A 22,009-nucleotide genomic window follows, 5' to 3' on the forward strand; every position below is an offset into this window, starting at 1 on the left:
TGCTGAAATATCCACACCTTTTGGGGATAAATCGTCGTATCATTTTATTGATATTTTCATTTTGTGCCTCATTCCCATGAACTATATGGATGGGCATAATATACTTTAGTTCTCTTTCGTTTATTCCTTACTGAGGTCTCAATACCCTCGAAATCAAGTTCTCACATGGGTATCACAGGTGATTGTTTTAAATGTTTTTGAGAATATCATTCCCATTTTAACTCCAATTTGTCCAATTCCTTCCTAGCAGCAACTGTGATTTAGAAGGTATTTTAAAAATTGCTCTTGCAAGGATTCTCTTTCTTTCTTACCATTAATACAGTCTTTGTACCCTGCTTTCCTACTACGTTGTCCATTTCCCAGGTACTATCTCATCACATGCAGCTACCGCTGAAGATCTTTCTGATATACTTGTCCCTTTAGTATTGTTATACGCCATTATTTTTTCTGGATTTCTCTTTTGGCATTCTTTTTAACAGGCAGATCTTTGTTACTTATGTTTAAGAATAAGTATTATCCAAATAGTTATACACAGTTTGAAGCAAATAGTTGTTTCAATTGTAGATCTTTTATTTATATTTTGAATAGCTGCATACGGAGATTCCGCCATATTTACCAATGGCTTTTTCTAGTACTTCACCAATTTGTGATCTTTCTATTTTAATACGAGCCCTTTTATATGCCTTGTCTAATGTCATATTCTAACTGCCCAATTTCTGCATATTCCATTCAGTAGTTGAAATCACTATTCAATAATTCTACTATTCCTTTAGCAATATCACGCCTTATTATGTCTCTGAACGTCCACCTATTTGCTCCGCAATACAGCTTAATTTAGCCCATTTGTATAATGTCTCTATCTTTATACGATCCTCATATGTTAAGTGTTACCTTTTTTGTTCTCTGTAGTAATTTAATTGACTCATTTAATCCTCCTGTACTTGTATTTAGTTTAATCCACTTAACATTGTACAAGATTTTTTCTCTTGGGTCTTTATTTTTTGTTCTATGATCATTTCATTTTACAACTTACCTCTGAACAATTTAACGACTTTCTTTCTGAAATGTCATTAAATTCACTGGTTTTTTATTTAATATATAATTATTATTAATATTTGAAATTAATATTTATACTCTGTATAATGAAATAAATACGCAGAGAAGATTCGTTATATCTGATTAGGGCAATTCAGGTAGCTTAGATTATACGAAATATGAAAAGAGGTGACATTTTTATGGAAAATAGAATTTTACTTATTGAAGATGATATAGCTATTAGTGAAATGGTTGAAAATTACTTAAGAAAAGAAGGGTTTAATATAACTACTGCTTTCAATGGCGAAGAAGGGGTAGGTAAGTTTTTAAATAATTCCTTTGATTTAATTATTCTTGATATAATGATGCCAAAGCTTGATGGAATGGAAGTTATGAAAATTGTCAGAGAAACAAGTTTAATACCTATTTTAATTATGTCAGCAAAGGACAGTGATGTGGATAAGGCTGTAGGGCTAGGACTGGGTGCTGATGACTATATTGCCAAGCCTTTTTCAATGATAGAGCTATCTGCGAGGATTAAAGCAGGGATAAGACGTGCAAATAAATACGCTAAAAATGATAAGAAAGAAGAAGTGAATATTATTAATGTTAACCACCTTACTGTTGATTTGAAAAATTATTCAGTTACTAAAAAGGGTGTAAATATGCAGCTGACTTCAAAAGAATTTGATATTTTAAAACTATTCATTTCGAATCCAAATAGAGTTTTTACTAAAGCACAAATATACAGCTTTGTTTGGAATGAAGACTATTTTGGAGATGAGAATTTGATAAATGTGCATATGAGAAGATTAAGAGAAAAAATAGAGGACAATCCTTCAGAGCCTAAATATCTTAAAACCTTATGGGGAATAGGCTACAAATTAGGAGAGTTTTAACGACATTTCAGAAGGAAAGTCTCCTACTTCTATAAGTGGGAGTTACATACCCCAATAAATAGAAAACTTCAGTGGGGGGATAACAATTGATAATTATTATCTGCCCCAGAGGTCTGCAAAGGGGTAAATATCCTTCCGAAGTCGTTAATATTGCAGCTCCGAAGGAGATGATTTAAATGATTATTTTTTTATTAATAGTAATAGCTATTTTAGCCTGTATAATATATTTTCAACATAAATCACAAAAACATAGAAGTGATAATTTAAAGTACATTCATGAAAAGTTAAACAATATTATAGGCAGTAACACCAGTGAGAAGCTTTTAGTTTTTACTGATGATAAAGAAATTATCCCTATTTTAATAGAGATTAACAGGGTTTTAGAACATAATCAAAAAATACTAGCAGATTATTCAAAGGCTGAAATAACAATGAGGAAAATGCTTTCAAACATTTCTCATGATTTAAAAACACCACTTACAGTGGTGCTTGGATATATTGAAACAATAAAACTGGACAGCAATATAAGCAGCGAAGAAAGGAATTTATTATTATCAAAGGTAGAAAATAAAACAAAAGAAGTGCTGGAGCTTATTAATAAGTTCTTTGATTTAGCAAAGCTAGAGTCAGGGGATACGGATATACCACTAACAAGAATTAATATGAATGAGGTTTGCAGAAAAAACATATTAGCTTTTTATGATATTTTAACGAGCAAAGGTTTTGAGGTTATTATTGATATTCCAAAAAATAACATTCATTCTCTAGGAAATGAAGAGGCGCTAGACAGGATTATTAATAATTTCATTTCAAATGCCATTAAATATGGAAATGATGGAATGGTTTTAGGATTATCCTTGAGAAGTGATGAGGAATATGTATATGTAGAGGTTTGGGATAAGGGTAAAGGCATTAGTGAAATGCATAAAGATAGGGTTTTTGAAAGGATGTACACCCTTGAGGATTCAAGAAATAAACTGTATCAAGGCAGTGGCCTTGGTCTTACAATAACTAAAAGACTTGTAGAAAAATTAGAGGGAGAGATAATCCTCGAGAGCAAACCTTATGAGAAAACGTCGTTTATTTTTAAATTAAAAAGAATAACCTATTAATGATCATGAAAAGCGAGGTGTCCTGTCTATAGTGCCATTATAAAGATAGGGCACCTTTTTTTTAGAAAAGACTTAAGAATTTTGTAAGATTTAAGTAATAAAAAAGAGAAGTTCAATTGCTACAATAGAAATATAGAAAGTGGTTGAAGGGGGAGACAAAATGGAATATATACTAAAAACTAGTAATTTGACTAAAACATATAATGGCAAAGAAGTGGTAGCAAATGTGAATATGAATATTAAAAAGGGTGAAATTTATGGATTTCTAGGACCAAATGGTGCAGGTAAAACAACAATTATGAAGATAATGACAAATCTAGTTAAGCCTACAAGTGGTGAAGTTGAAATTTTCGGCGAAAAGCTTACAGATACTTCTTATGAGGTTTTAAAAAGGCTTGGTTCTATCATTGAATATCCCGTGTTTTATGAAAGGCTTACAGCCAGAGAAAATTTGGAGCTTCACTGTGGGTACATGGGTTACCACGATAAGGGAGCAATTGATAAAGCGATAGATCTTGTAAATCTAAAAAATATTGATAATAAACTAGTTAAAGATTTTTCTCTTGGTATGAAGCAAAGGCTTGGAATTGCAAGAGCAATCACAACCAAGCCAGAATTATTAATACTAGACGAACCTATCAATGGACTTGACCCAATAGGCATTAAGGATTTAAGAAATTTATTTAAAATGTTGAGTAAGGAGTACGGAATAACTATATTGTTATCTAGTCATAGTTTAGGAGAAATTGAGCAAATAGCGGATACCATAGGAGTTATAAATAGTGGTAGATTAATAGAAGAAGTTTCTATGCAAAGCATCAGAGAAAGTAATACAGAATATATAGAACTGGTTACTAAAGATTACAAAAAAGCGTCGTATATTTTATCAAACAATCTTAATATATCCAATTTTAAAGTTCTGGATATTGGTGTAATAAGGATATATGAAGCTACAGTACCACAAAGCATTATATCTAAAACCTTAGTTTTAAATGATGTTATCATTGAAGAAATAACTAAGAAAAACAGTTCATTAGAAGAACACTTCTTAAACTTGTTAAATGGAGGTGACATAAATTCTTAAATTAATAAAATTAGAAATGAAAAAGAGTAAGGTATGGCGAAATATAAAAGGGGTTATAATCGCAAATATAGTTATAATAGCGCTGCTCGCAGTAATGATTTTTTCAACAAAAAATGAAGGCGGTGTAGAGTTTACTAGCATCCCCTTTACTTTTTCATTTGTTGATGGCATGGTAAAAGGTACTTTTATAATATTTGCTTCAGTGCTTATTGCTAGGTTCATAATTGAAGAATATAAAAGCAATACAATTACGGTATTGTTTATGTATCCTATAAGTAGAAAAAAGTTGATTATAGCTAAACTACTTATTGTGGTAGTATTCACTTTTATTTCTACAGTTTTATCTAATATTTTTATAGATTTTGTTTTATGTATTGTTAATAAGTTTTATAACTTTACGCCTGACAAATTAACCAGCTCATTAATAATGAGTAACTTTATGACTATTGGTATTAATGCTTTAGCATCTAGCGGTATGGGACTGATTCCTCTATATTTTGGAATGAGAAAAAAATCAGTACCTGTTACAATAGTATCTTCAATATTAATAGTATCTATTGTATGTGGCGATAGGGGCGGTCATTCATTAAGTAATAGTATTGCAATATCAATAGCGCTTTCTATTATAGGGGTATTTATTGCGTATCTATCTATAAGGAATATAGAACATGTAGATGTTATTAAATAATATTTAGCAAATTTGTATATTGGGGGAGGAATAACTGAAGTTGAAACTTCTTGCATTTATCAATGATGGGAAGGGTAAGTACAGTAATGAGTACAGGTTGTTAGAAGGAACTTGATTAAGGAACCGCAAGTAGATTTAGAGGTATGAAAAATGGTAAATACACTTTTAAAATTTATTAAATGGAGGTGACATAAATGCTTAAATTAATGAAATTAGAAATGAAAAAGGTTAAGATGGCGGGATATATAAAAGGAGCAATAATCGCAAATATAATTATAATAGCGATTTTAGTAGCAATGATTTTTGTATCAAAAAATGTAGGGGAAATAGAAATAGAGTTTACTAGCCTTCATTTTACTTTTACAATGGTTGATAGCGTGGTAAAAGCTATTTTTACAATATTTGCTTCAGTGCTCATTGCTAGGTTCATCATTGAAGAATATAAAAGTAATACAATTACGGTATTATTTATGTATCCTATAAACAGAAAAAAGTTGATTATGGCTAAACTACTTATTGTGGTACTATTCACTTTTATAGCTACAGTTTTATCTAATATTTTTATAGATTTTGTTTTATGCATTATTAATAACTTTCATAACTTTACGCCTGATAAATTAACTAGCTCCACAATAATAAGTAATTTTATTATTATTGGTATTAATGCTTTAGCTTCTACCGGTATGGGATTAATCCCTTTATATTTTGGAATGAGAAAAAAATCAGTACCTGCTACAATATTATCCGGAATATTAATAGTATCTGTTGTATGCTCTGATATGGGAGGCCACTCACTAAGTAACATTGTTGCAATACCAATAGCACTTTCTATTATAGGAGTATTTATTGCATATCTATCTATAAGGAATATAGAACATGTAGATGTTATTAAATAATATTTAACGAATTTGTATATTGGGTAAAATTGGGGGAGAAATAAATGAACTTGAAACCTCTTAGAGAAAAAAACTTTATAGTATTAATGTTTGGTAAATTTATATCATTAATAGGAAGTACAATGCAGACATTTGCATTGTCATTATATGTTCTAAATGTAACAGGATCGGCAACAAAATTTGCTGCAGTAACAGCAGTTGGAATAATACCTAGAGTAATTCTTGGACCAATAGCAGGAGTATTTGCAGATTGGTTCGACAGAAAAAAATTAATAGTATATGCGGATATTATATCTGGGATTATAATAGGAATTTACTGGGTTGTATATAAACATAATGGTTATATATCATTAACAAGTATATATGTCTTAGCAATTATTATGGCTGTAATTAATTCAGTATTTTTACCAGCGATAAGTACAATTATACCAAGTATTGTAGAAAATGACGATTTAGTAGAGGCTAATGGAGTAGATTCTTTTATACTTACGGTTGGGAATGTAGTTGCACCTATTTTAGCAGGGGTACTATTTTCAATATACGGGTTAATAGGAATATTATTGGTTAATTCAGTAAGCTTTATTCTGTCTGGAGTAAGCGAAATGTTTATAATTATTCCTAAGTTGAGTGTAAAATCCAATAAATTAAGTGTAAAATCTTTTTTAACTGATTTTGGTGAGGGGATTGCATTTATAAAGCAGAAAAAATTGATTTTAACTATTATTACGTTAGCATTATTTATAAACTTTATTTTATATCCTATATTTGGTTTAGGTATAACATATATATCAAAAGAAATATTTAAAATAACTGATTTTCAGTATGGAATACTGCAATCAACTTTATTTGCAGCTTTGCTCATTTCCACGGTTGTGGTTGGGAAAATAAGTAAAGTGATTAAGCCTGGTAAAATTATTTTTTTAAGCATTTTTAGTTCAGCATTAGTAACTGGAGTAATTGCAGTAATATCTACTTCCGCTTATGTTAATTTGTTTAGTAGTAACATTATACCCTATATAAGTATTATTATAGCAGGTTGCATCATTGGCATGATAATGAACATTGCAAGTATAACAGTAATTACAATAATTCAGAAAGAAGTGCCTTTATCAATGATGGGAAGGGTAAGTGCAGTAATGAGTGCAGGTTGTATGGCAGCCATCCCAATTGGACAGATGATATTTGGAATTTTTTTTGATACATTAGAAGCATGGGCATGTGTCACCATAGGTTCACTAATGTTACTTATAATTATTTTAGCATTTAGAAGTAAATTGATTAAGGAGCCGCCAGTGGATTTAGAGGTATGAAAAATGAGAAATACACTTTTTAAATTTATTAAATGGAGATGATATGAGTGTTTAAATTAATGAAATTAGAAATGAAAAAGGTTAAAATAGGGGGATATATAAAAGGAGCCATAATCGCAAACATAGTTATAATAGCTATATTCGCAATGACAATTGTTGTATCAAAAAATGTAGGGGACATAGACTTCACTAGCCTTCCTTTTACTTTTTCAATGGTTGATACCACGGTAAAAGCTACTTTTATAATATTTGCTTCAGTGCTTATTGCCAGGTTCATAATTGAAGAATATAAGAGCAATACAATTACGGTATTGTTTATGTATCCTATAAGTAGAAAAAAATTGATTATGGCTAAATTACTTATTGTTGTATTATTCACCTTTATATCTATAGTTTTATCTAATATCTTTATAGATTTTGTTTTATGCATTATTAATAACTTTTACAATTTTACGCCTGATAAATTAACCAGTTCCACAATAATAAGGAGTTTTATGACTATTGGCATTAATGCTTTAGCTTCTACCGGTATGGGATTAATCCCTTTATATTTTGGAATGAGAAAAAAATCAGTACCTGCTACAATAGTATCCGCAATATTAATAGTATCTATTGTATGCTCCGGTAACGGGAAGTACACATTAAGTAATATTATTGCAATACCAATAGCACTCTCTATTGTAGGAGGATTTATTGCGTATCTATCTATAAGGAATATAGAACATGTAGATGTTATTAAATAAGTATTGGATTAAAAAATATGGAAACAACCATCACAGTGAGTTTTCAATAACACGGTGATGGTTTAATTTGTAGATTCTAGAGATATTCATCCTAATATACTTATGTGGATATTTTCAATCTTTGAAAAAGTAACATAAAATTTAGAAATTAAAAGCGCTTTAAACTTAATTAGTCTTTAATTCTTAGGGAGCCAGATATCTTAACCTTAGCTTCTTCTCTTTTTAATGTTGCTTCAATGATTTTTATATCTTGTATCTTCTGTTTATATATGGATACATCTTCTAAAGTAACTTTGTGCTTTGTAAATTCGATACTTTCTTCACTAAGAGGGATGCGTATTACTTCTGTATGCATATCTTTGTGTTTTGTAGTAATATCTGCAGGAATTGTATGTTCTATTACAAGCTCTACGAGTTTAACGGGCACAGTAAAACTTTTTTGTAGCGTAGAAGACTCTCTATAAATCTTAACATCTCCTGTTTGCATCCACTCTTTAGAGATATCAAGTTGTTCTTCTTTAATTTTAAGGGTAACATTTTTATTAGGGTCACATATGCTTTGTTTCAAAGCAGCTACTTTTGGCATATATTTACCGTTTTTGTTTTCTGTGGAATCCTTTGCCATGCTTTTTCCCTCCACTTATCTTGAAAAACACCTCACGAGTCATTAGTGAGGTGTTTTCTAATTTATTATTTTTGATCGGTTCCATTGTCAATTATATTGACATCACCAATTTTATTTATTCGAGCTTCTTCTCGTTTAAGGGTCTCATCTATATGCACTGTATTTTCAATTTCGTGTTTATGAGCTGAAATTTCACCTGTTATTACTGTATGTTTACCTACATTAACTTTCTCCTCACTTACAGGAATGTTAATGGTTTCTTCACTAGTAATAGGAGAATCACTTGCTTCATTGTTTAAGGTTCTTCTTTCAATTACTACTTCTTCACGTGTTACGGGTACTTCAACTTTTTTATGTTCTTCTAAAATTTCCTTACTAATTTCTACATCACCTTTTTGTACTCTGCTTTTCGAAATATCAAGCTCTTCTTTGCGCAGACTAAGGTTTGCGGTATCATCAGTAGTTTTTTTGACAGCGGAATCACCTTTTTCAAAAAATCCATCAAGTATGCTCATATATAATACCTCCATTAATTAATAATTTTAATTCATTAATATATTGTCCTTTAAAGAAATATATTATCCTAAAGATTTGTATGTAATGATTGATTCAATAAATACTAAAATGTTTAAATTAACCATTTTTTATTGTTTACTTATACATTATAATGAAGCTTGAAGGTGTAGCTGTATTCTACATAAAGATAATCATACCGTAATCTTAAGAAATCTTAAGGTTTAATTACAATTTTCTTAAACTCCTTTTTGTAATATAATAAAGTAAGGAATATGCATTTTACTTTGTTGAAAAATTTCAAATAAAATAAATGTGTTATTTACTTGAAATTAAGTTTTAAAAGTAAATAAGGAGGAGTTTAAGATGAAGAAGAAAATTGGAGTGATTTTGATTTTAGGAATTGTATGCTTAATATATATAAACAGCAAATATGGTAGTATAAAAGTTATAGGGGATGTAATTGAAAGGAACGATTATATTGAAGCTATTAAAGATATATCTAATGACAATAGCAATGTAGATGATGGTGATTTAATGTTAGTGAACAGAGGAAATACCTTGGATAAGGATTATGTTCCACATAATTTAAAAGTTGTAAATGTTAAAATTTATCCTAACGTGTCAAATGAAGAAATGCTGATGAAAGGGAATGCAGGGGATGCACTTAAAAGGCTATTTCAAAAAGGTGAAGAGGAGGGGATTATACTTTATGCGTTATCTGGTTATAGGTCTTATGCAACTCAAAAAGAGTTATATGAAAATAGTATTAAAATAAGCGGGAAAGGGTATACATATAAGTATGTGGCAACGGCAGGTGAAAGTGAGCATCAATCAGGGTTAGCAATGGATATAACTAATGCTGAAAAGAGTACAGGTTTTGAAAACACTAAAGAAGGTAAATGGCTTCAAGAGAATGCTTATAAATTTGGATTTATAATAAGATATGGAAAAGGAAAAGAAGATATTACAGGTTATAATTATGAACCTTGGCATGTAAGGTATGTAGGTGTTGAGAATTCAGAGAAAATTTACTCAAAGGATATTACTTTGGAGGAGTTTTTAGAATCTTAAACAATCAAAGCATATAATTAAAGCATGTTTATTATGATATTATCTGTGTTTTTAGTAAATGAATTTGGGATAAGTCCTCCATATTTTGTATTTCTATATTTATGTTCGACAAATATATTTTTAAGCTATATACTTATTAAAAATGTATAAGTTTCAACCTTCAGTACGATTATAAGTTATATATTGCACAAAATGCTTTCTGAACAAATAAATGGAGTGATTATATGGGTAAAAATATATTAGTTGTAGATGATGATAAAGAAATAGTTAATTTAATTGAAATATATTTAACTAATGAAGGACATGATATTTACAAAGCATATGATGGTGAACAAGCTTTACGAGTTATAGATAATTATAATATAAATCTTATAATACTAGATATAATGATGCCTAAAATTGATGGTATAGAAGTGTGTAACAAAGTTCGTGAGAAGCTTAATATACCTATAATTATGTTAAGTGCTAAAAATCAAGATTCAGATAAAATAAAAGGGTTATTGTCAGGAGCTGATGATTATATGGTAAAACCATTTAATCCTTTAGAGCTTATGGTTAGAGTTAAGTCTATATTTAGAAGAATTTACGAATTCGATAAAAATAGCGATCAATTAAAAGATAGAGATACTATAGTTATAGGACCACTTAAAATTAAAAAATCCACTCATCAGGTAGAAGTATATAATAAGATTATTGCGTTAACTTCTACAGAATTTGAAATATTACACGTCTTAGCTAATAATCCAGGGAGAGTTTTTAGTGCAGAAGAGATATTTCAAAGAGTTTGGAAGGAAAAATATTATCAATCTAATAATACAGTTATGACTCACATGAGTAAATTAAGAGATAAGCTTGATGAGGTTTTAGGTGGTGAGAAACTTATTCATACTATATGGGGAGTAGGGTATAAAATTGAAAAGAAAACTTATATATAAATTAGAGTTAAAAGTAGTTTTTAATATATTACTTGCTTTTCTATTATCAGCATTAACAATGGCAGTAATGTATATTATGTGGAAGTTTTTTTTGGCAATATGTGCAATGTATTCACAACAATTTTTAGATGAAATTTATAAGGCAAGGCTACATTACGATTTTATAAAGATAGCAATTGCACTATGGATAATAATTTTTATAAGTTATTCCCATTTATTGATTTACAAGAAGATTAAGTACTTTGTAGAAGTCGATGAACATATTAAAGCCATAGCAGAGGGTAGGATAGATAAAAAGATACCAGAACAATCGAAAGCAGAGTTAGGGAAAACAGCTAAAAATATGAATGAAATAATAGAAAAATTAAATAAATCGATAGAGGAAGAGCGGAGAGCAGAACAAACAAAGTATGAATTAATAACAAATGTATCTCATGATTTACGTACTCCATTAACATCAATACTAGGGTATCTTGAACTCATAGATAAGGATAAATATAAAGATGAAGTTGAACTTAGATATTATGTGAATATTGCCTATGAAAAATCAAAACGATTGAATAATTTAATCAATGATTTATTTCAGTATACTATAATGAGAAATAGTACTTTAAAATTAAATAAAGAATTAATAAACGTAATTGAACTTTTAAATCAAGTAGCATTGGAATTTAGGCCACAGTTTAGAAAAGTAGATATTGAGTGTAGGACATATTTTTCGGAGGATAAACTCTTAATAGTGGCTGATGCAGTTAAAATGGCTAGGGCATTTGAAAATCTAATTTCTAATGGTATGAACTATGGTAGTGGGACTGAGTATATTGACATATGTACTAGGAAAGAAAATAATAGTGCGGTTATAGAGATAATTAATTATGGTGAGCCAATACCAAGTATAGATGTACCTTTTATTTTTGAAAGGTTCTATAGAGTTGAAAAATCACGTTCAGGATTTACTGGAGGTTCAGGATTAGGTCTTTCTATAACCAAAAGTATAATAGAGCTTCATGAAGGTGAAATTTTTGTTGAAAGCAATTATGAGAGAACTGCTTTTATAATTAAATTGCCCTTGGGTAGTTAATAAGGTGATAAATTCCCAGAGCTAAACAATAAAATAAATGAAATTGCAGCTACTAGAGGCGTATCAAATACAGCAATTGCAATTGCTTGGATTCTAAGGCATCCTGCTAAAATCCAGCCATTAGTGGGTACAACAAACCAAAAGCGTTTAAAGGATATTTGTAAGGCCTCGCAGGTTAAACTAACAAGGATTGAGTGGTATGATATATATAGGGCAGCAGGTAATAAGCTTCCATAAATAGCTGATATAAGAGTAATAAAGTGAATTACCTAAGGAAGGTATAGGTTAATTCACATCTGTAGCTATTAATATAAAAGCATCTTAGGTTACAGGTATTTAAAGATGCATTATCTTTAAGCATCAATCCAGTATACTCGCCTCCGCCAGTGAACCCCTCGACTAATTAATTTTAGTTGAAGTGTTTTAGATATTTGTTTATCGAAGGCCATATCAATTTTAGTTTGTATTGCTTTTTATTGAATAATAAGAGTTTTTTTTCCTTTTCAGTGGAAATATTCGTTATTTAATGAATATAACGAGTTGGAAAATATCTTCTTTATATGAATTGAAATAATATAGTTAGTTTTTAGTTTAGGTTCTTGGATATTGATGACATTATATTAAATGTTTTAGGATCAATTTTAGGATTTTGGGTATATAAAGTAATATATAAAATGGTAAAAAAATTTAGAAGTTACCGCAAAATTCTTAATAAAGTCAATTTATGACTGCAGAATAAATATCCAAATAAAAAGGCTACATTCTCTTTAAGATAATTTAAAGGAATGTAGCCTTTTTATTTTTTTAATGGAGCGGTTGTTTATAATATGAGAATTGGAACCAAAGCTTTGTAATAATATTTCTTAATAAATTGTAATCTTAAGAAATCTTAAGAATTAATTACAATTTTCTTAAACTCCTTTTGGTAATATTAGAAATAGGATAGTGAAGAAGGTAATGTACAAGCTTTGAAAGAGTAAATATGTTTTGAACATGATAATAAACTAGGTGCAGAGATGTGGAAAAGTAACATCCAGGTGAGATATATATTTTGAGGGTAAGGCGAGATATGTAAAAATTACTATGTATATACCATAAAATAAACAGATTATTAAAGTAGCAATCCTTTAAATGGTTAAAAGGATGAGTCTTAAAAATGTAAATTAAGGAGTTTATAATTTTACTCCTGTAAAACGTGATGAATTAATAATACATAAGAGAAGAAAAGTGCAATCTTCTGTGATTAAACAAAACCAGCACAAAATAAGGAGATGTTTTATTATGCTTAAAGAACCTAAGAAGAAAACAAAAGTAATTTTTTTGTTATTATTATTGATGGTTGTCATTGTCCTTCTCGTATATAAATCTATTACTATCATTGGAGGCCGATCTTTACATGATAAGAGTGGCGATAATAAAACCACGCTGAGGGCCTCGGTAATGATAGCATCTGACCCATCTATTTCTATATCTTCAAATAATCTGAATAGTCCTCATGCGATTCTGATCTGCTTAAATGATCACACTATCATGATGCAGAAAAAGAGTGAAGAAAAAATTAATCCTGCGTCTTTGACCAAAATAATTACCGCAATTGTTGCAATAGAAAATTTGTCAAATTTGCAGGAAAAAATAGAACTCCCTAATTCTATGTTTAAGAAGCTGTACAATGCAGATGCTTCAATGGCCGGCTTCTTACCGAATGAGCAAGTCAGTGCAATTGACCTGCTATACGGGGCGCTGCTACCAAGTGGCGCGGAGTGTTCTATTGGGCTTGCCGACAAAATCGCGGGTTCAGAGCAGAACTTTGTAAAGATGATGAACCAAAAGGCGGCAGAGCTCGGTATGAATAACACCCATTTTGACAATGCGACTGGACTTGACGATAAAAATCACTATACAACGGTTAAGGATCTGACTATAATTCTTAGCTATGCACTTAAAAATGATACATTCCGTAAGATTTTCACTTCTTCCAGCTATTCAACCCAATCCACGAATAAGCACCCTGATGGGATAACATTTAACAGTACAATGTTTGAAAAACTTAACGGTTCAAATATTGGTGGCGGAAAAATTTTAGGAGGAAAAACTGGGTATACCGATGAGGCTGGTCTATGCCTCGCAAGTCTCGCTAAAGTAGGCGGGAAAGAATATATTTTGATTACAGTCGGTGCTAAGGGAAATCACAAATCTGAGCAGTACAATATTACCGATGCATTAGCGGTGTACAACAGCTTAGGAAAAAAATAAGCTTCCCATAAAAACTTATTAACAACACTACTCGTATAATGATTACCTAATTTATAATATGATAAATGCAGAATACTGTATGTTGTATTTAAATATAATTACTGTAAATTCAACTGTAGGTATGGCCCCTTCAAGTAATCCAAAGGTAAGCTTAATAGTTACTATAGAGGAACCAAACTCAATGAAATATTATGCGGGAAAGACAGCAGTACCAGCAGCACGTAAGCTATTTTAAGATTTGTTTTCAATAATGAATATATCTCCATATGATGTAAATGATAAAATCAACAAAAATGCTACAAAAAAGAATTAAAACTATTGTTTAATTATATTGCTTAATAAATTGTAATCTTAAGAAATCTTAAGATTTAATTACAATTTTCTTAAACTAATTTTTGTAATATTAGAGAGTAAGGAAAAGATATTACAAATAAATAGATGGAAGGATAGATTATATGACACGAAAGAGAATTACACAGATATTCCCATTTTTATTGCCGCTTAGAAAAATGCAAAGAAAAAAATTCTTCTACATACATATGTATTTTGATAAAAACAGCTATGCGAAAACGAAAGAAGATAATGCATTACCCTACAAGGTATTCGAAGCAGGGTCTTTGTTGATAAACGACAACAGTGGATTTGATTTACAATATCAAATTAATAAAGTATATAACCTAAAACTTGCTGCCAAAACAGTTAACAATATTTTAATACAACCTGGAGAAACCTTTTCCTTTTGGCAACTTGTCAAATCAGCCGACCGTTATGAAAATTATAAAGATGGATTAGTCTTACAGGATGGAAAAATAGTAGGAGAGTATGGTGGTGGACTTTGTCAATTAAGTAATTTAGTTTTTTGGTTGCTGATTCACACCTCACTTACAATTGTAGAGCGACATACCCACGATATTAAAACATTTTCATCAGAAGCAAGTGATAATCCCGAAGCTACGGATGCTACTGTCAGCGAGGGATGGTTGGATTTAAAGGTTAAAAATGAGACAAATTCCATATTCCAAATAAAGATTACATTCGATGACATCCATATGCAAGGTAGTATTTTGACAAATAAAGAGCTAGATTTCACGTACGAAATATTTGATCGAGATATATCCTATTATAGAAAAGGGTGCAATGTATTTCAGCAGGTATCTATTTATCAAAGAAAGTCAGATGAAAAATTACAACAGTTTTACGATAGTCTTCTTTATAACAATATATGTGAAATAGGATATCAGTTACATGATGATATAGAAATTATAGAAAAAGGAGAATAATACAATGAAAAAGAAAACAATTGCAATCATATTTGGGGGATACTCTAGCGAATATGAGGTTTCCTTACAATCTGCTTATTCTGTTATTATAAGCCTTAATCTGGAATATTACGATGTAATCCTAATCGGTATTACGCGGTCGGGAGTTTGGATGAGATATGATGGTTCACCGGAGCAAATTCGTGACAATACATGGATGGATATTGGGGCCTGTGTTCCGGCTATTATTTCACCTGATCGTCATATTCATGGGATGCTTGAGTTTTATGATGATAAGATAATTGCGACCAGAATTGATGTGGTTTTTCCCGTCCTTCATGGAAAAAACGGTGAGGACGGAACAGTACAAGGTTTATTGACGATGGCTGGTATCCCTTTTGTAGGATGCGACACGTTGAGTTCAGCAATGTGCATGGACAAAGACATTGCCCATAAAATCGTGCATTTGGCCGGAGTAAAAACGCCTCCATCAATTTTGCTGAGATCTAAGATTTCCGATGCAGAACTGATGGAGCGGATTGTTCCCTTAAAATTTCCAATGTTTGTTAAACCAGTAAGTGGAGGGTCCTCTCTTGGCATCACAAAGGTTTCGCAAGGGAGCGAACTTCAAGGTGCGATCGCTGTCGCCTTTCAGTATGACAATAAGATCCTCATAGAGGAAGCAATCAATGGATTCGAAGTTGGTTGCGCTGTCCTTGGCAATGATTCACTTACTATTGGCGAGGTGGATGAGATAGAACTGTCGAATGGGTTTAATGATTACATCGAAAAATACACCCCGAAAACCTCCCAAATTCATATGCCTGCCCGCACTGACGCAGATATGGCTGCGCGTATCAAGCGGACATCTGTCATAATTTATCAGGCGCTGCGATGTTCCGGATTTGCACGGGTAGACCTATTTTTAACACCGGATAGAGATATCATTTTTAATGAAGTCAATACCATTCCCGGTTTTACTTCTCATAGCCGCTATCCCAATATGCTTAAAGGAATTGGTATGACTTTTGATAAAATTGTAGATTCCCTAATAATGCTGGAGATGAGACGATGAGGACACTGACATTAGAACCTAAAGATACTGCGATCCTTAGCAGTATGATTTTAAAAAAAACGAAAAGAATGGAATTTAATTCAAAACAAACACATATGGACAGAGCGTGGATTGAAATCAATTTAACCAACTTAAGACATAATGTGAAAGCCTTAAGTGAGGTTCTTTCAGATGGATGCGAATTGATGGCTGTTGTGAAAGCCAATGCCTATGGGCACGGCGATGCGGAGGTAGCAGCCAATCTAAACCAATTGGGCGTTAAATCTTTCGCTGTTGCCACAATAGACGAGGCTATCCATTTGCGGATGCACGGAATTAAAGGCAATATACTGATTTTAGGTTATACCTCACCGAAGAGGTCTAGAGAAATGCTTTGTTACAATTTGATGCAGACGATAACCGATTATGACCACGCAAAACAGCTTAATGTGTTCGGAAAACTTATACAGGTTCACATCAAAATTGATACTGGTATGCATCGTTTGGGTGAACGCTGCAACAACACGATGGAGATTGATAAAATCCTGCGATGCGAGAATTTGAAGGTTTGTGGAATTTTTACTCATCTATGCGTCGCAGATAGCACAAAAGCAGATGATACTGAATTTACCATAAATCAATTTCATAGTTTTTATGCACTGTTGCATCGGCTTGAGAAACTTGGGCATACATTACCTAAAATTCACATTCAAAGCAGTTATGGGATCTTAAACTATCCAGAATTCCAATGCGATTATGTCAGAATCGGAGATGCACTATACGGTGCATTAAGTTCGCCCGATAATAAAACAAGAATGCAGATAGATTTGCAACCTGTTCTGGCTTTAAAAGCGAGAATTGTAATCGTAAGAACAATTTATACAGGAGAAAGTGTCAGTTATGGCTGTCAATTTATTGCACAAAGGGAGACACGCGTTGCTATTCTTCCTATAGGTTTTGCAGATGGCCTGCCGAGAAGCATTTCCTGTGGAGTGGGTTATGTCTTGATTCACGGCTGTTGCGCACCAACCATTGGTCGAATTTGTATGGATCAACTCATGGTTGATGTCACCGATATTCCTGATGTTACGAAAAATGAAATTGCTACATTGATTGGTTGTGATGGCCCAGAGAAAATTACAGCACAACAATTAGCTAAAAATGCTGGGACAATTGCCAGTGAATTGCTAAGTCGGTTAGGAGGTCGGTTGGAAAGGATAATTTTATGAATCTACAAAAATTTACAAGTAATTAAAATTGAAATTAATATAATTGTTTAAAAAAAGGAATAGTATATACCTATAATTATGTTGAGTGCCAAGAATCAAGATTCAGATAAAATAAAGGGTTATTATCAGGAGCTGATGATTATATGATAAAACTATTTAATCCTTTAGAGATTATGGTTAGGGTTAAGGCTATATTTAGAAGAATTTATGAATTTGATAAAAATAGTGACGAATTAAAAGATAGAGATACCATAGTTATAGGACCACTTAAAATTAAAAGATCCACTCATCAAGTGGAAGTATATGGTGGGAGTATTAGTTTGATTTCTACAGAATTTGAGATATTAAATATTTTAGATAATGACCCAGGAAAAGTCAACAATTAGAATTTACTTTATATTGGGAAGGTTATGGTTGAAGGTCATTTTTAATTATTGAGGATGATAATAACAATAAAAATTTTATCCAATTAAAATGTGTAGAATTTAAAAATCTGTACACAGTATCTTTGGCAAAAGAAGTTTTTGTATTTTTAGAATCTAATGTACGAAAGAGGTTTTCGCCTGTAAATACTAGTAAAAAAATACCCTTTGGTTTTTGTTCGTGATAAATAATGAAGAGGTAAATCTAACAATTACACAATATAAAAAGGAAGAAGCTGCGGCTACTGGTAACAAAGTAATAAAGGGTCTGTAACAGGTCAAGAAATGAATTACACCATGATTGGATTAAAGGAAAAAGCAGACAATGGTAAAGAATTAAATTTTACAATTGATGTAACTACAGGCAACTTAATGGATATTTAACAAGTTAATTGGAATGTTTTGAATAAAAAATAGATTCTCATAACAAAGAGCAGATAAAACATTGACAAATATTGGACTCGATCTTAAGGAATATAACTGTGAAGTAGGCGAAATAAAACCAGAATTTCCTAAGGAAAAAATATCAGAAATGAAAAAACATGATATAAAAATGAAAAAACAATTAAATGTACGTTATAAACAAAGCAAGGATCAAAATGGCTAAGCAGTTTCAGTACACTTAGAAAATAATAAGGTATGCATAACATTTATTGATCATGGAAATAATTTTACTTCTGAACCAGGATTTGAACCTATGAAATAATAGGGAAATGCTGAGAAGAAGCCCGAGCCGTTATTGATATTCTGTACGGGAATGGGCAGCTTTGGGGGGCCATTTTAATTGTCCCTGTGAGAACTAAAGCGATAAAATTCATAACTAGGTTATAAAAGGAGAAAAAATAATGCAAATAACACAAATGATAAGAAGAAATAAGGGAAAAAACAAAGGCCTTGTAACAATAAAGAATATTTTAATGTTATCCTTAATTATTGGAAGTTTTTCTGGGGGTTATAAGGTATATAATCATTTTTATAATAAAGATGGACAAGCTAGTAGGGTAGTAATAGTTAAGAATGTTGAAGAAACTAAATCTAAAAATGAAATTAGTACAACGGATAGAGGTCGTATCAAGGGGGACAATGTGAACGAAAAAGGGGATAAGTATACATATGATATTTCAAAATTAAAGGGTTTAATGAGTAGTAAGAAAGATGGTAAAAAAACGGTTTTTCTTACTTTTGATGATGGGCCATCTGTCACGGTGACTCCTAAAATATTGGATGTATTAAATGAAGAAGAAGTGAAAGCAACTTTCTTTTTAATTGGGAAAAGAGTAGAAGCTGATGAAAAAAGTAAGCAGATAGTAAAAAGAGCTTTTGAAGATGGTCATGCCTTAGGAAATCATACATATAGCCACGAATTCAAAAAGATATATCCTGGGAATGAGATTGATATAGTAACCTACATGAATGAAGTTAATGAAACTAATGAGGTAATAAGAGGAATTATTGGACAAGATTTTCATACAAGAGTTCTGAGAATGCCAGGTGGATATATGTCTAGAAAATACTATAATGACCCTAATTTGGATGAGTTTAGTGCTAGATTAAAGGAAAATAATATGTATGAGATTGATTGGAATGCCTATGATCAAGATTCAGAGGGGGAAAAGAAAACTGCAGATGAAATATTCAAGATAACAAAAGCATCTATAGGAACTACAGAAAAGGTAGTCCTTTTGATGCATGATACATATGGTAAGGAAGAAACGGCTAAGGCATTACCTAGAATCATAAGGTATTTAAAAGAAAAAGGATATGAATTTAGAACATTGAAATAGGGCTAAAATTCATTTAGTAGCTAAAAAAAAGCTAAGGAAAATTATTAATCTTCCGTGGCTTTTTCAATATCTAATAGTTCGCTTATTTTAGTGTACAGAACATCATATCGATTAGCTTTCATAAATAGCTGATATAAGAGTTATAAAATTCATAAAAATGTCGAATAAATCCTATTGAAATTTACATAACCTTGCAGTATACTAAATGTGAAAGCGGTAACATATTTCAGAAAATTAAGTCTTAAGGGTATTTATTTAGAGTTTTACAATCGTTTTCCTGAAGGTGAGGAGGGCTAAAATGACAGTGACAATAAGTGATATTGCGCAAAAGTCTAAAGTATCACATGCAACAGTGTCAAGAGTTTTAAACAATTCAGGTTATGTAAAAGATGAAACAAGAAAAAAAGTTCAAAAGGTAATAAAAGAGCTAAATTATACACCTAGTGCTATAGCTAGAAGCCTATCCAAAAGTAAAACTAATACTATTGGCGTTATAGTTCCTGATATAAACAATTTGTTTTTTGGGGAGATTATTAAAGGTATCACTGAAATTGCGGATGAACATAATCTAAATATAATTCTTTGTGACACGGATGAGAATAAAGATAAGGAACTAAAAGCTATTAATGTTCTTAAGCAGCAAAGAATTCAAGGACTCCTTATAACTCCAACATTCTACAAGGACTCAGGTAATAGTGAAAACTTAAATGCTCTTAAAAACTTAGAAATTCCAATAATTTTAATTGATGGACATGTTGAGTATCTTGATTTTAGTGGAGTTTTTATAGATCATATAAAAGGTGCTTATGCTGGAACAACTACTTTAATAGAAGCGGGTCACACAAAAATTGCTATAATTACAGGAGATATGAATTCTAGACCTGCAAAAGAGCGATTGCTAGGATATGAAAAAGCATTAGAAGCTAATAATATTCCTATAGCAAAGGAGTATATCTTTTATGGTGATTATAAATATGAAACTGCTTATGAAATCACAAAGCAAATATTGAAAATGGATAATAGACCTACTGCTATTTTTGTAAGTAGTAATACCATGATTTTGGGATGCATAAAAGCTTTTTATGAAGAAAAACTAGATATTCCGCGCGATATGGCAATAATTGGATTTGATAAGATTGATATGTTAAATATAATAGGGATGAACATTAGTTTTATTAATGGGCCATCTATTGAACTTGGCAGAATTGGTATGAGAATGTTATTAGAAAATTTAAATAGTAACAAGCCTACCGAAATTAAAAGAGTAACTATTTCGCCGGAGATTCTCTTAAAAGGATCAGAAAAGTATATAGAAAAAAATTATAAAAGATAAAGGAGAAGATTAATATGAAAATAGAACAATATATAGACCATACACTATTAAAACAAGAAGCCTGCGAGGACCAAATTATAAAAGTTTGTTCAGAAGCTAAAGAATACGGATTTGCTTCAGTATGTGCTAATGCATATTACGCATCACTTGTAAGAAAAGAATTAGAAGGAAGTAACGTAAAAACTTGTATCGTTGTTGGTTTTCCACTGGGAGCTACAACAAAAGAAGTAAAAGCATTTGAAGCAAAACAAGCAATTGAAAATGGTGCGCAGGAAATAGATATGGTAGTTAATGTTGGTGCTATAAAATCAAACAAGTTTGATGTAGTAAAAGATGAAATTAAAGCAGTAGTTGGTGCTTGTAAAGGATATGCACTAGTAAAGGTAATAATAGAAACTTGTCTTTTAACAGATGCACAAAAAGTTAGGGTATGCCAAATAGCTAAAGAAGCTGGAGCGGACTTCGTAAAAACTTCAACAGGATTTTCAACAGGCGGAGCAACAGTTCATGATGTAAAATTAATGAGAGAGACTGTAGGACCAGAAATGGGAGTTAAAGCGTCTGGAGCAGTAAGGACAGCTGAAGATGCAAAAGCTGTTATTGAAGCAGGCGCTAGTAGAGTAGGAGCTAGTAGTTCTATAGAAATAGTTCAGGGGTTTAAATAGTCAAATTATAATTAT

Annotated in this window: 23 protein-coding genes and 1 pseudogene; 21 read left to right on the top strand and 3 right to left on the bottom strand. The window is 31.2% G+C overall.

The genetic code is table 11. The features are described from left to right. Positions 1-569: 569 nt before the first annotated feature. Positions 570-698 carry a hypothetical protein gene (locus tag ACWJJ7_RS12640; protein ID WP_462962420.1) on the bottom strand — a complete coding sequence of 43 codons (129 nt, stop codon included), beginning with the start codon at positions 696-698 and terminating at the stop codon, positions 570-572. Positions 699-1,235: 537 nt separating this feature from the next. Here ACWJJ7_RS12640 and ACWJJ7_RS12645 point away from each other — a divergent pair. The 7 genes from ACWJJ7_RS12645 (at position 1,236) to ACWJJ7_RS12675 (ending at position 7,767) form a co-directional block, all read left to right on the top strand. After that, on the top strand, positions 1,236-1,934 hold the full coding sequence (locus ACWJJ7_RS12645) for a response regulator transcription factor (RefSeq protein ID WP_462962421.1): 699 nt from the start codon (positions 1,236-1,238) through the stop codon (positions 1,932-1,934). Between the two features lie 176 nt (positions 1,935-2,110). Then, positions 2,111-3,046, top strand: coding sequence for a sensor histidine kinase (locus ACWJJ7_RS12650; protein ID WP_462962422.1), 936 nt, complete (start codon positions 2,111-2,113; stop codon positions 3,044-3,046). A gap of 160 nt (positions 3,047-3,206) precedes the next feature. Next, positions 3,207-4,130: an ABC transporter ATP-binding protein gene (locus ACWJJ7_RS12655; protein WP_462962423.1), complete on the top strand. Its 924-nt coding sequence runs from the start codon at positions 3,207-3,209 to the stop codon at positions 4,128-4,130. Between the two features lie 4 nt (positions 4,131-4,134). Further along, on the top strand, positions 4,135-4,818 hold the full coding sequence (locus ACWJJ7_RS12660; protein WP_462961671.1) for an ABC transporter permease: 684 nt from the start codon (positions 4,135-4,137) through the stop codon (positions 4,816-4,818). 194 nt (positions 4,819-5,012) lie between these two features. Further along, positions 5,013-5,714, top strand: coding sequence for an ABC transporter permease (locus ACWJJ7_RS12665; protein WP_462962424.1), 702 nt, complete (start codon positions 5,013-5,015; stop codon positions 5,712-5,714). Positions 5,715-5,758: 44 nt separating this feature from the next. After that, a complete protein-coding gene (locus tag ACWJJ7_RS12670) occupies positions 5,759-7,024 on the top strand; it encodes an MFS transporter (protein WP_462962425.1) in 1,266 nt (421 codons plus the stop codon). A 47-nt stretch (positions 7,025-7,071) separates the two neighbouring features. Continuing rightward, on the top strand, positions 7,072-7,767 hold the full coding sequence (locus tag ACWJJ7_RS12675; protein ID WP_165412387.1) for an ABC transporter permease: 696 nt from the start codon (positions 7,072-7,074) through the stop codon (positions 7,765-7,767). 169 nt (positions 7,768-7,936) lie between these two features. Here the strand turns inward: ACWJJ7_RS12675 and ACWJJ7_RS12680 are convergent, their stop codons facing one another. Then, complete coding sequence (locus ACWJJ7_RS12680) at positions 7,937-8,392, bottom strand: YsnF/AvaK domain-containing protein (protein WP_224579096.1); 456 nt, start codon at positions 8,390-8,392, stop codon at positions 7,937-7,939. A 65-nt stretch (positions 8,393-8,457) separates the two neighbouring features. Next, positions 8,458-8,907 carry a YsnF/AvaK domain-containing protein gene (locus ACWJJ7_RS12685; protein WP_165412386.1) on the bottom strand — a complete coding sequence of 150 codons (450 nt, stop codon included), beginning with the start codon at positions 8,905-8,907 and terminating at the stop codon, positions 8,458-8,460. A gap of 364 nt (positions 8,908-9,271) precedes the next feature. On the opposite strand from ACWJJ7_RS12685, the gene ACWJJ7_RS12690 reads away from it, so the two are divergent. The 14 genes and pseudogenes from ACWJJ7_RS12690 to deoC all read left to right on the top strand — a co-directional run bounded on the left by ACWJJ7_RS12690 (position 9,272) and on the right by deoC (position 21,994). Next, complete coding sequence (locus tag ACWJJ7_RS12690) at positions 9,272-9,979, top strand: M15 family metallopeptidase (RefSeq protein WP_462962426.1); 708 nt, start codon at positions 9,272-9,274, stop codon at positions 9,977-9,979. Positions 9,980-10,203: 224 nt separating this feature from the next. Continuing rightward, complete coding sequence (locus ACWJJ7_RS12695; RefSeq protein WP_462962427.1) at positions 10,204-10,914, top strand: response regulator transcription factor; 711 nt, start codon at positions 10,204-10,206, stop codon at positions 10,912-10,914. Further along, entirely contained in the window at positions 10,892-11,995 is a 1,104-nt protein-coding gene (locus ACWJJ7_RS12700) for a sensor histidine kinase (RefSeq protein ID WP_462962428.1), read from the top strand. Before ACWJJ7_RS12695 ends, ACWJJ7_RS12700 begins: the two co-directional genes overlap by 23 nt. A 6-nt stretch (positions 11,996-12,001) precedes the next feature. After that, positions 12,002-12,232: pseudogene (locus ACWJJ7_RS12705) on the top strand (aldo/keto reductase); the annotation flags it as partial. A gap of 1,044 nt (positions 12,233-13,276) precedes the next feature. Next, entirely contained in the window at positions 13,277-14,248 is a 972-nt protein-coding gene (locus ACWJJ7_RS12710; RefSeq protein ID WP_462962429.1) for a D-alanyl-D-alanine carboxypeptidase family protein, read from the top strand. 79 nt (positions 14,249-14,327) lie between these two features. After that, entirely contained in the window at positions 14,328-14,483 is a 156-nt protein-coding gene (locus ACWJJ7_RS12715; protein ID WP_462962430.1) for a penicillin-binding transpeptidase domain-containing protein, read from the top strand. Positions 14,484-14,703: 220 nt separating this feature from the next. Then, positions 14,704-15,528: a glycopeptide resistance accessory protein VanW gene (gene vanW / locus ACWJJ7_RS12720; RefSeq protein ID WP_462962431.1), complete on the top strand. Its 825-nt coding sequence runs from the start codon at positions 14,704-14,706 to the stop codon at positions 15,526-15,528. Positions 15,529-15,532: 4 nt separating this feature from the next. Beyond that, on the top strand, positions 15,533-16,582 hold the full coding sequence (vanG, locus tag ACWJJ7_RS12725; RefSeq protein WP_462962432.1) for a D-alanine--D-serine ligase VanG: 1,050 nt from the start codon (positions 15,533-15,535) through the stop codon (positions 16,580-16,582). Then, the gene (vanT, locus tag ACWJJ7_RS12730) at positions 16,579-17,790 is read left to right on the top strand and encodes a serine racemase VanT catalytic subunit (protein ID WP_462962433.1); all 1,212 of its coding nucleotides are present in this window, start codon (positions 16,579-16,581) and stop codon (positions 17,788-17,790) included. The genes vanG and vanT overlap by 4 nt, the downstream gene beginning before the upstream one ends. Positions 17,791-17,933: 143 nt before the next feature. After that, positions 17,934-18,176, top strand: a complete 243-nt coding sequence (locus ACWJJ7_RS12735) for a hypothetical protein (protein ID WP_462962434.1) — start codon at positions 17,934-17,936, stop codon at positions 18,174-18,176. Between the two features lie 481 nt (positions 18,177-18,657). Continuing rightward, complete coding sequence (locus tag ACWJJ7_RS12740) at positions 18,658-18,819, top strand: hypothetical protein (RefSeq protein ID WP_462962435.1); 162 nt, start codon at positions 18,658-18,660, stop codon at positions 18,817-18,819. A gap of 238 nt (positions 18,820-19,057) precedes the next feature. Further along, positions 19,058-19,996: a polysaccharide deacetylase family protein gene (locus ACWJJ7_RS12745; protein ID WP_462962436.1), complete on the top strand. Its 939-nt coding sequence runs from the start codon at positions 19,058-19,060 to the stop codon at positions 19,994-19,996. Between the two features lie 298 nt (positions 19,997-20,294). After that, positions 20,295-21,329, top strand: a complete 1,035-nt coding sequence (locus ACWJJ7_RS12750) for a LacI family DNA-binding transcriptional regulator (RefSeq protein WP_462962437.1) — start codon at positions 20,295-20,297, stop codon at positions 21,327-21,329. Between the two features lie 14 nt (positions 21,330-21,343). After that, positions 21,344-21,994 (top strand): deoxyribose-phosphate aldolase, encoded by a 651-nt coding sequence (gene deoC / locus ACWJJ7_RS12755; protein WP_462962438.1) that lies wholly within the window; start codon positions 21,344-21,346, stop codon positions 21,992-21,994. Positions 21,995-22,009 lie beyond the last annotated feature (15 nt).

The sequence above is a fragment of the Clostridium sp. CM042 genome (assembly GCF_055080995.1).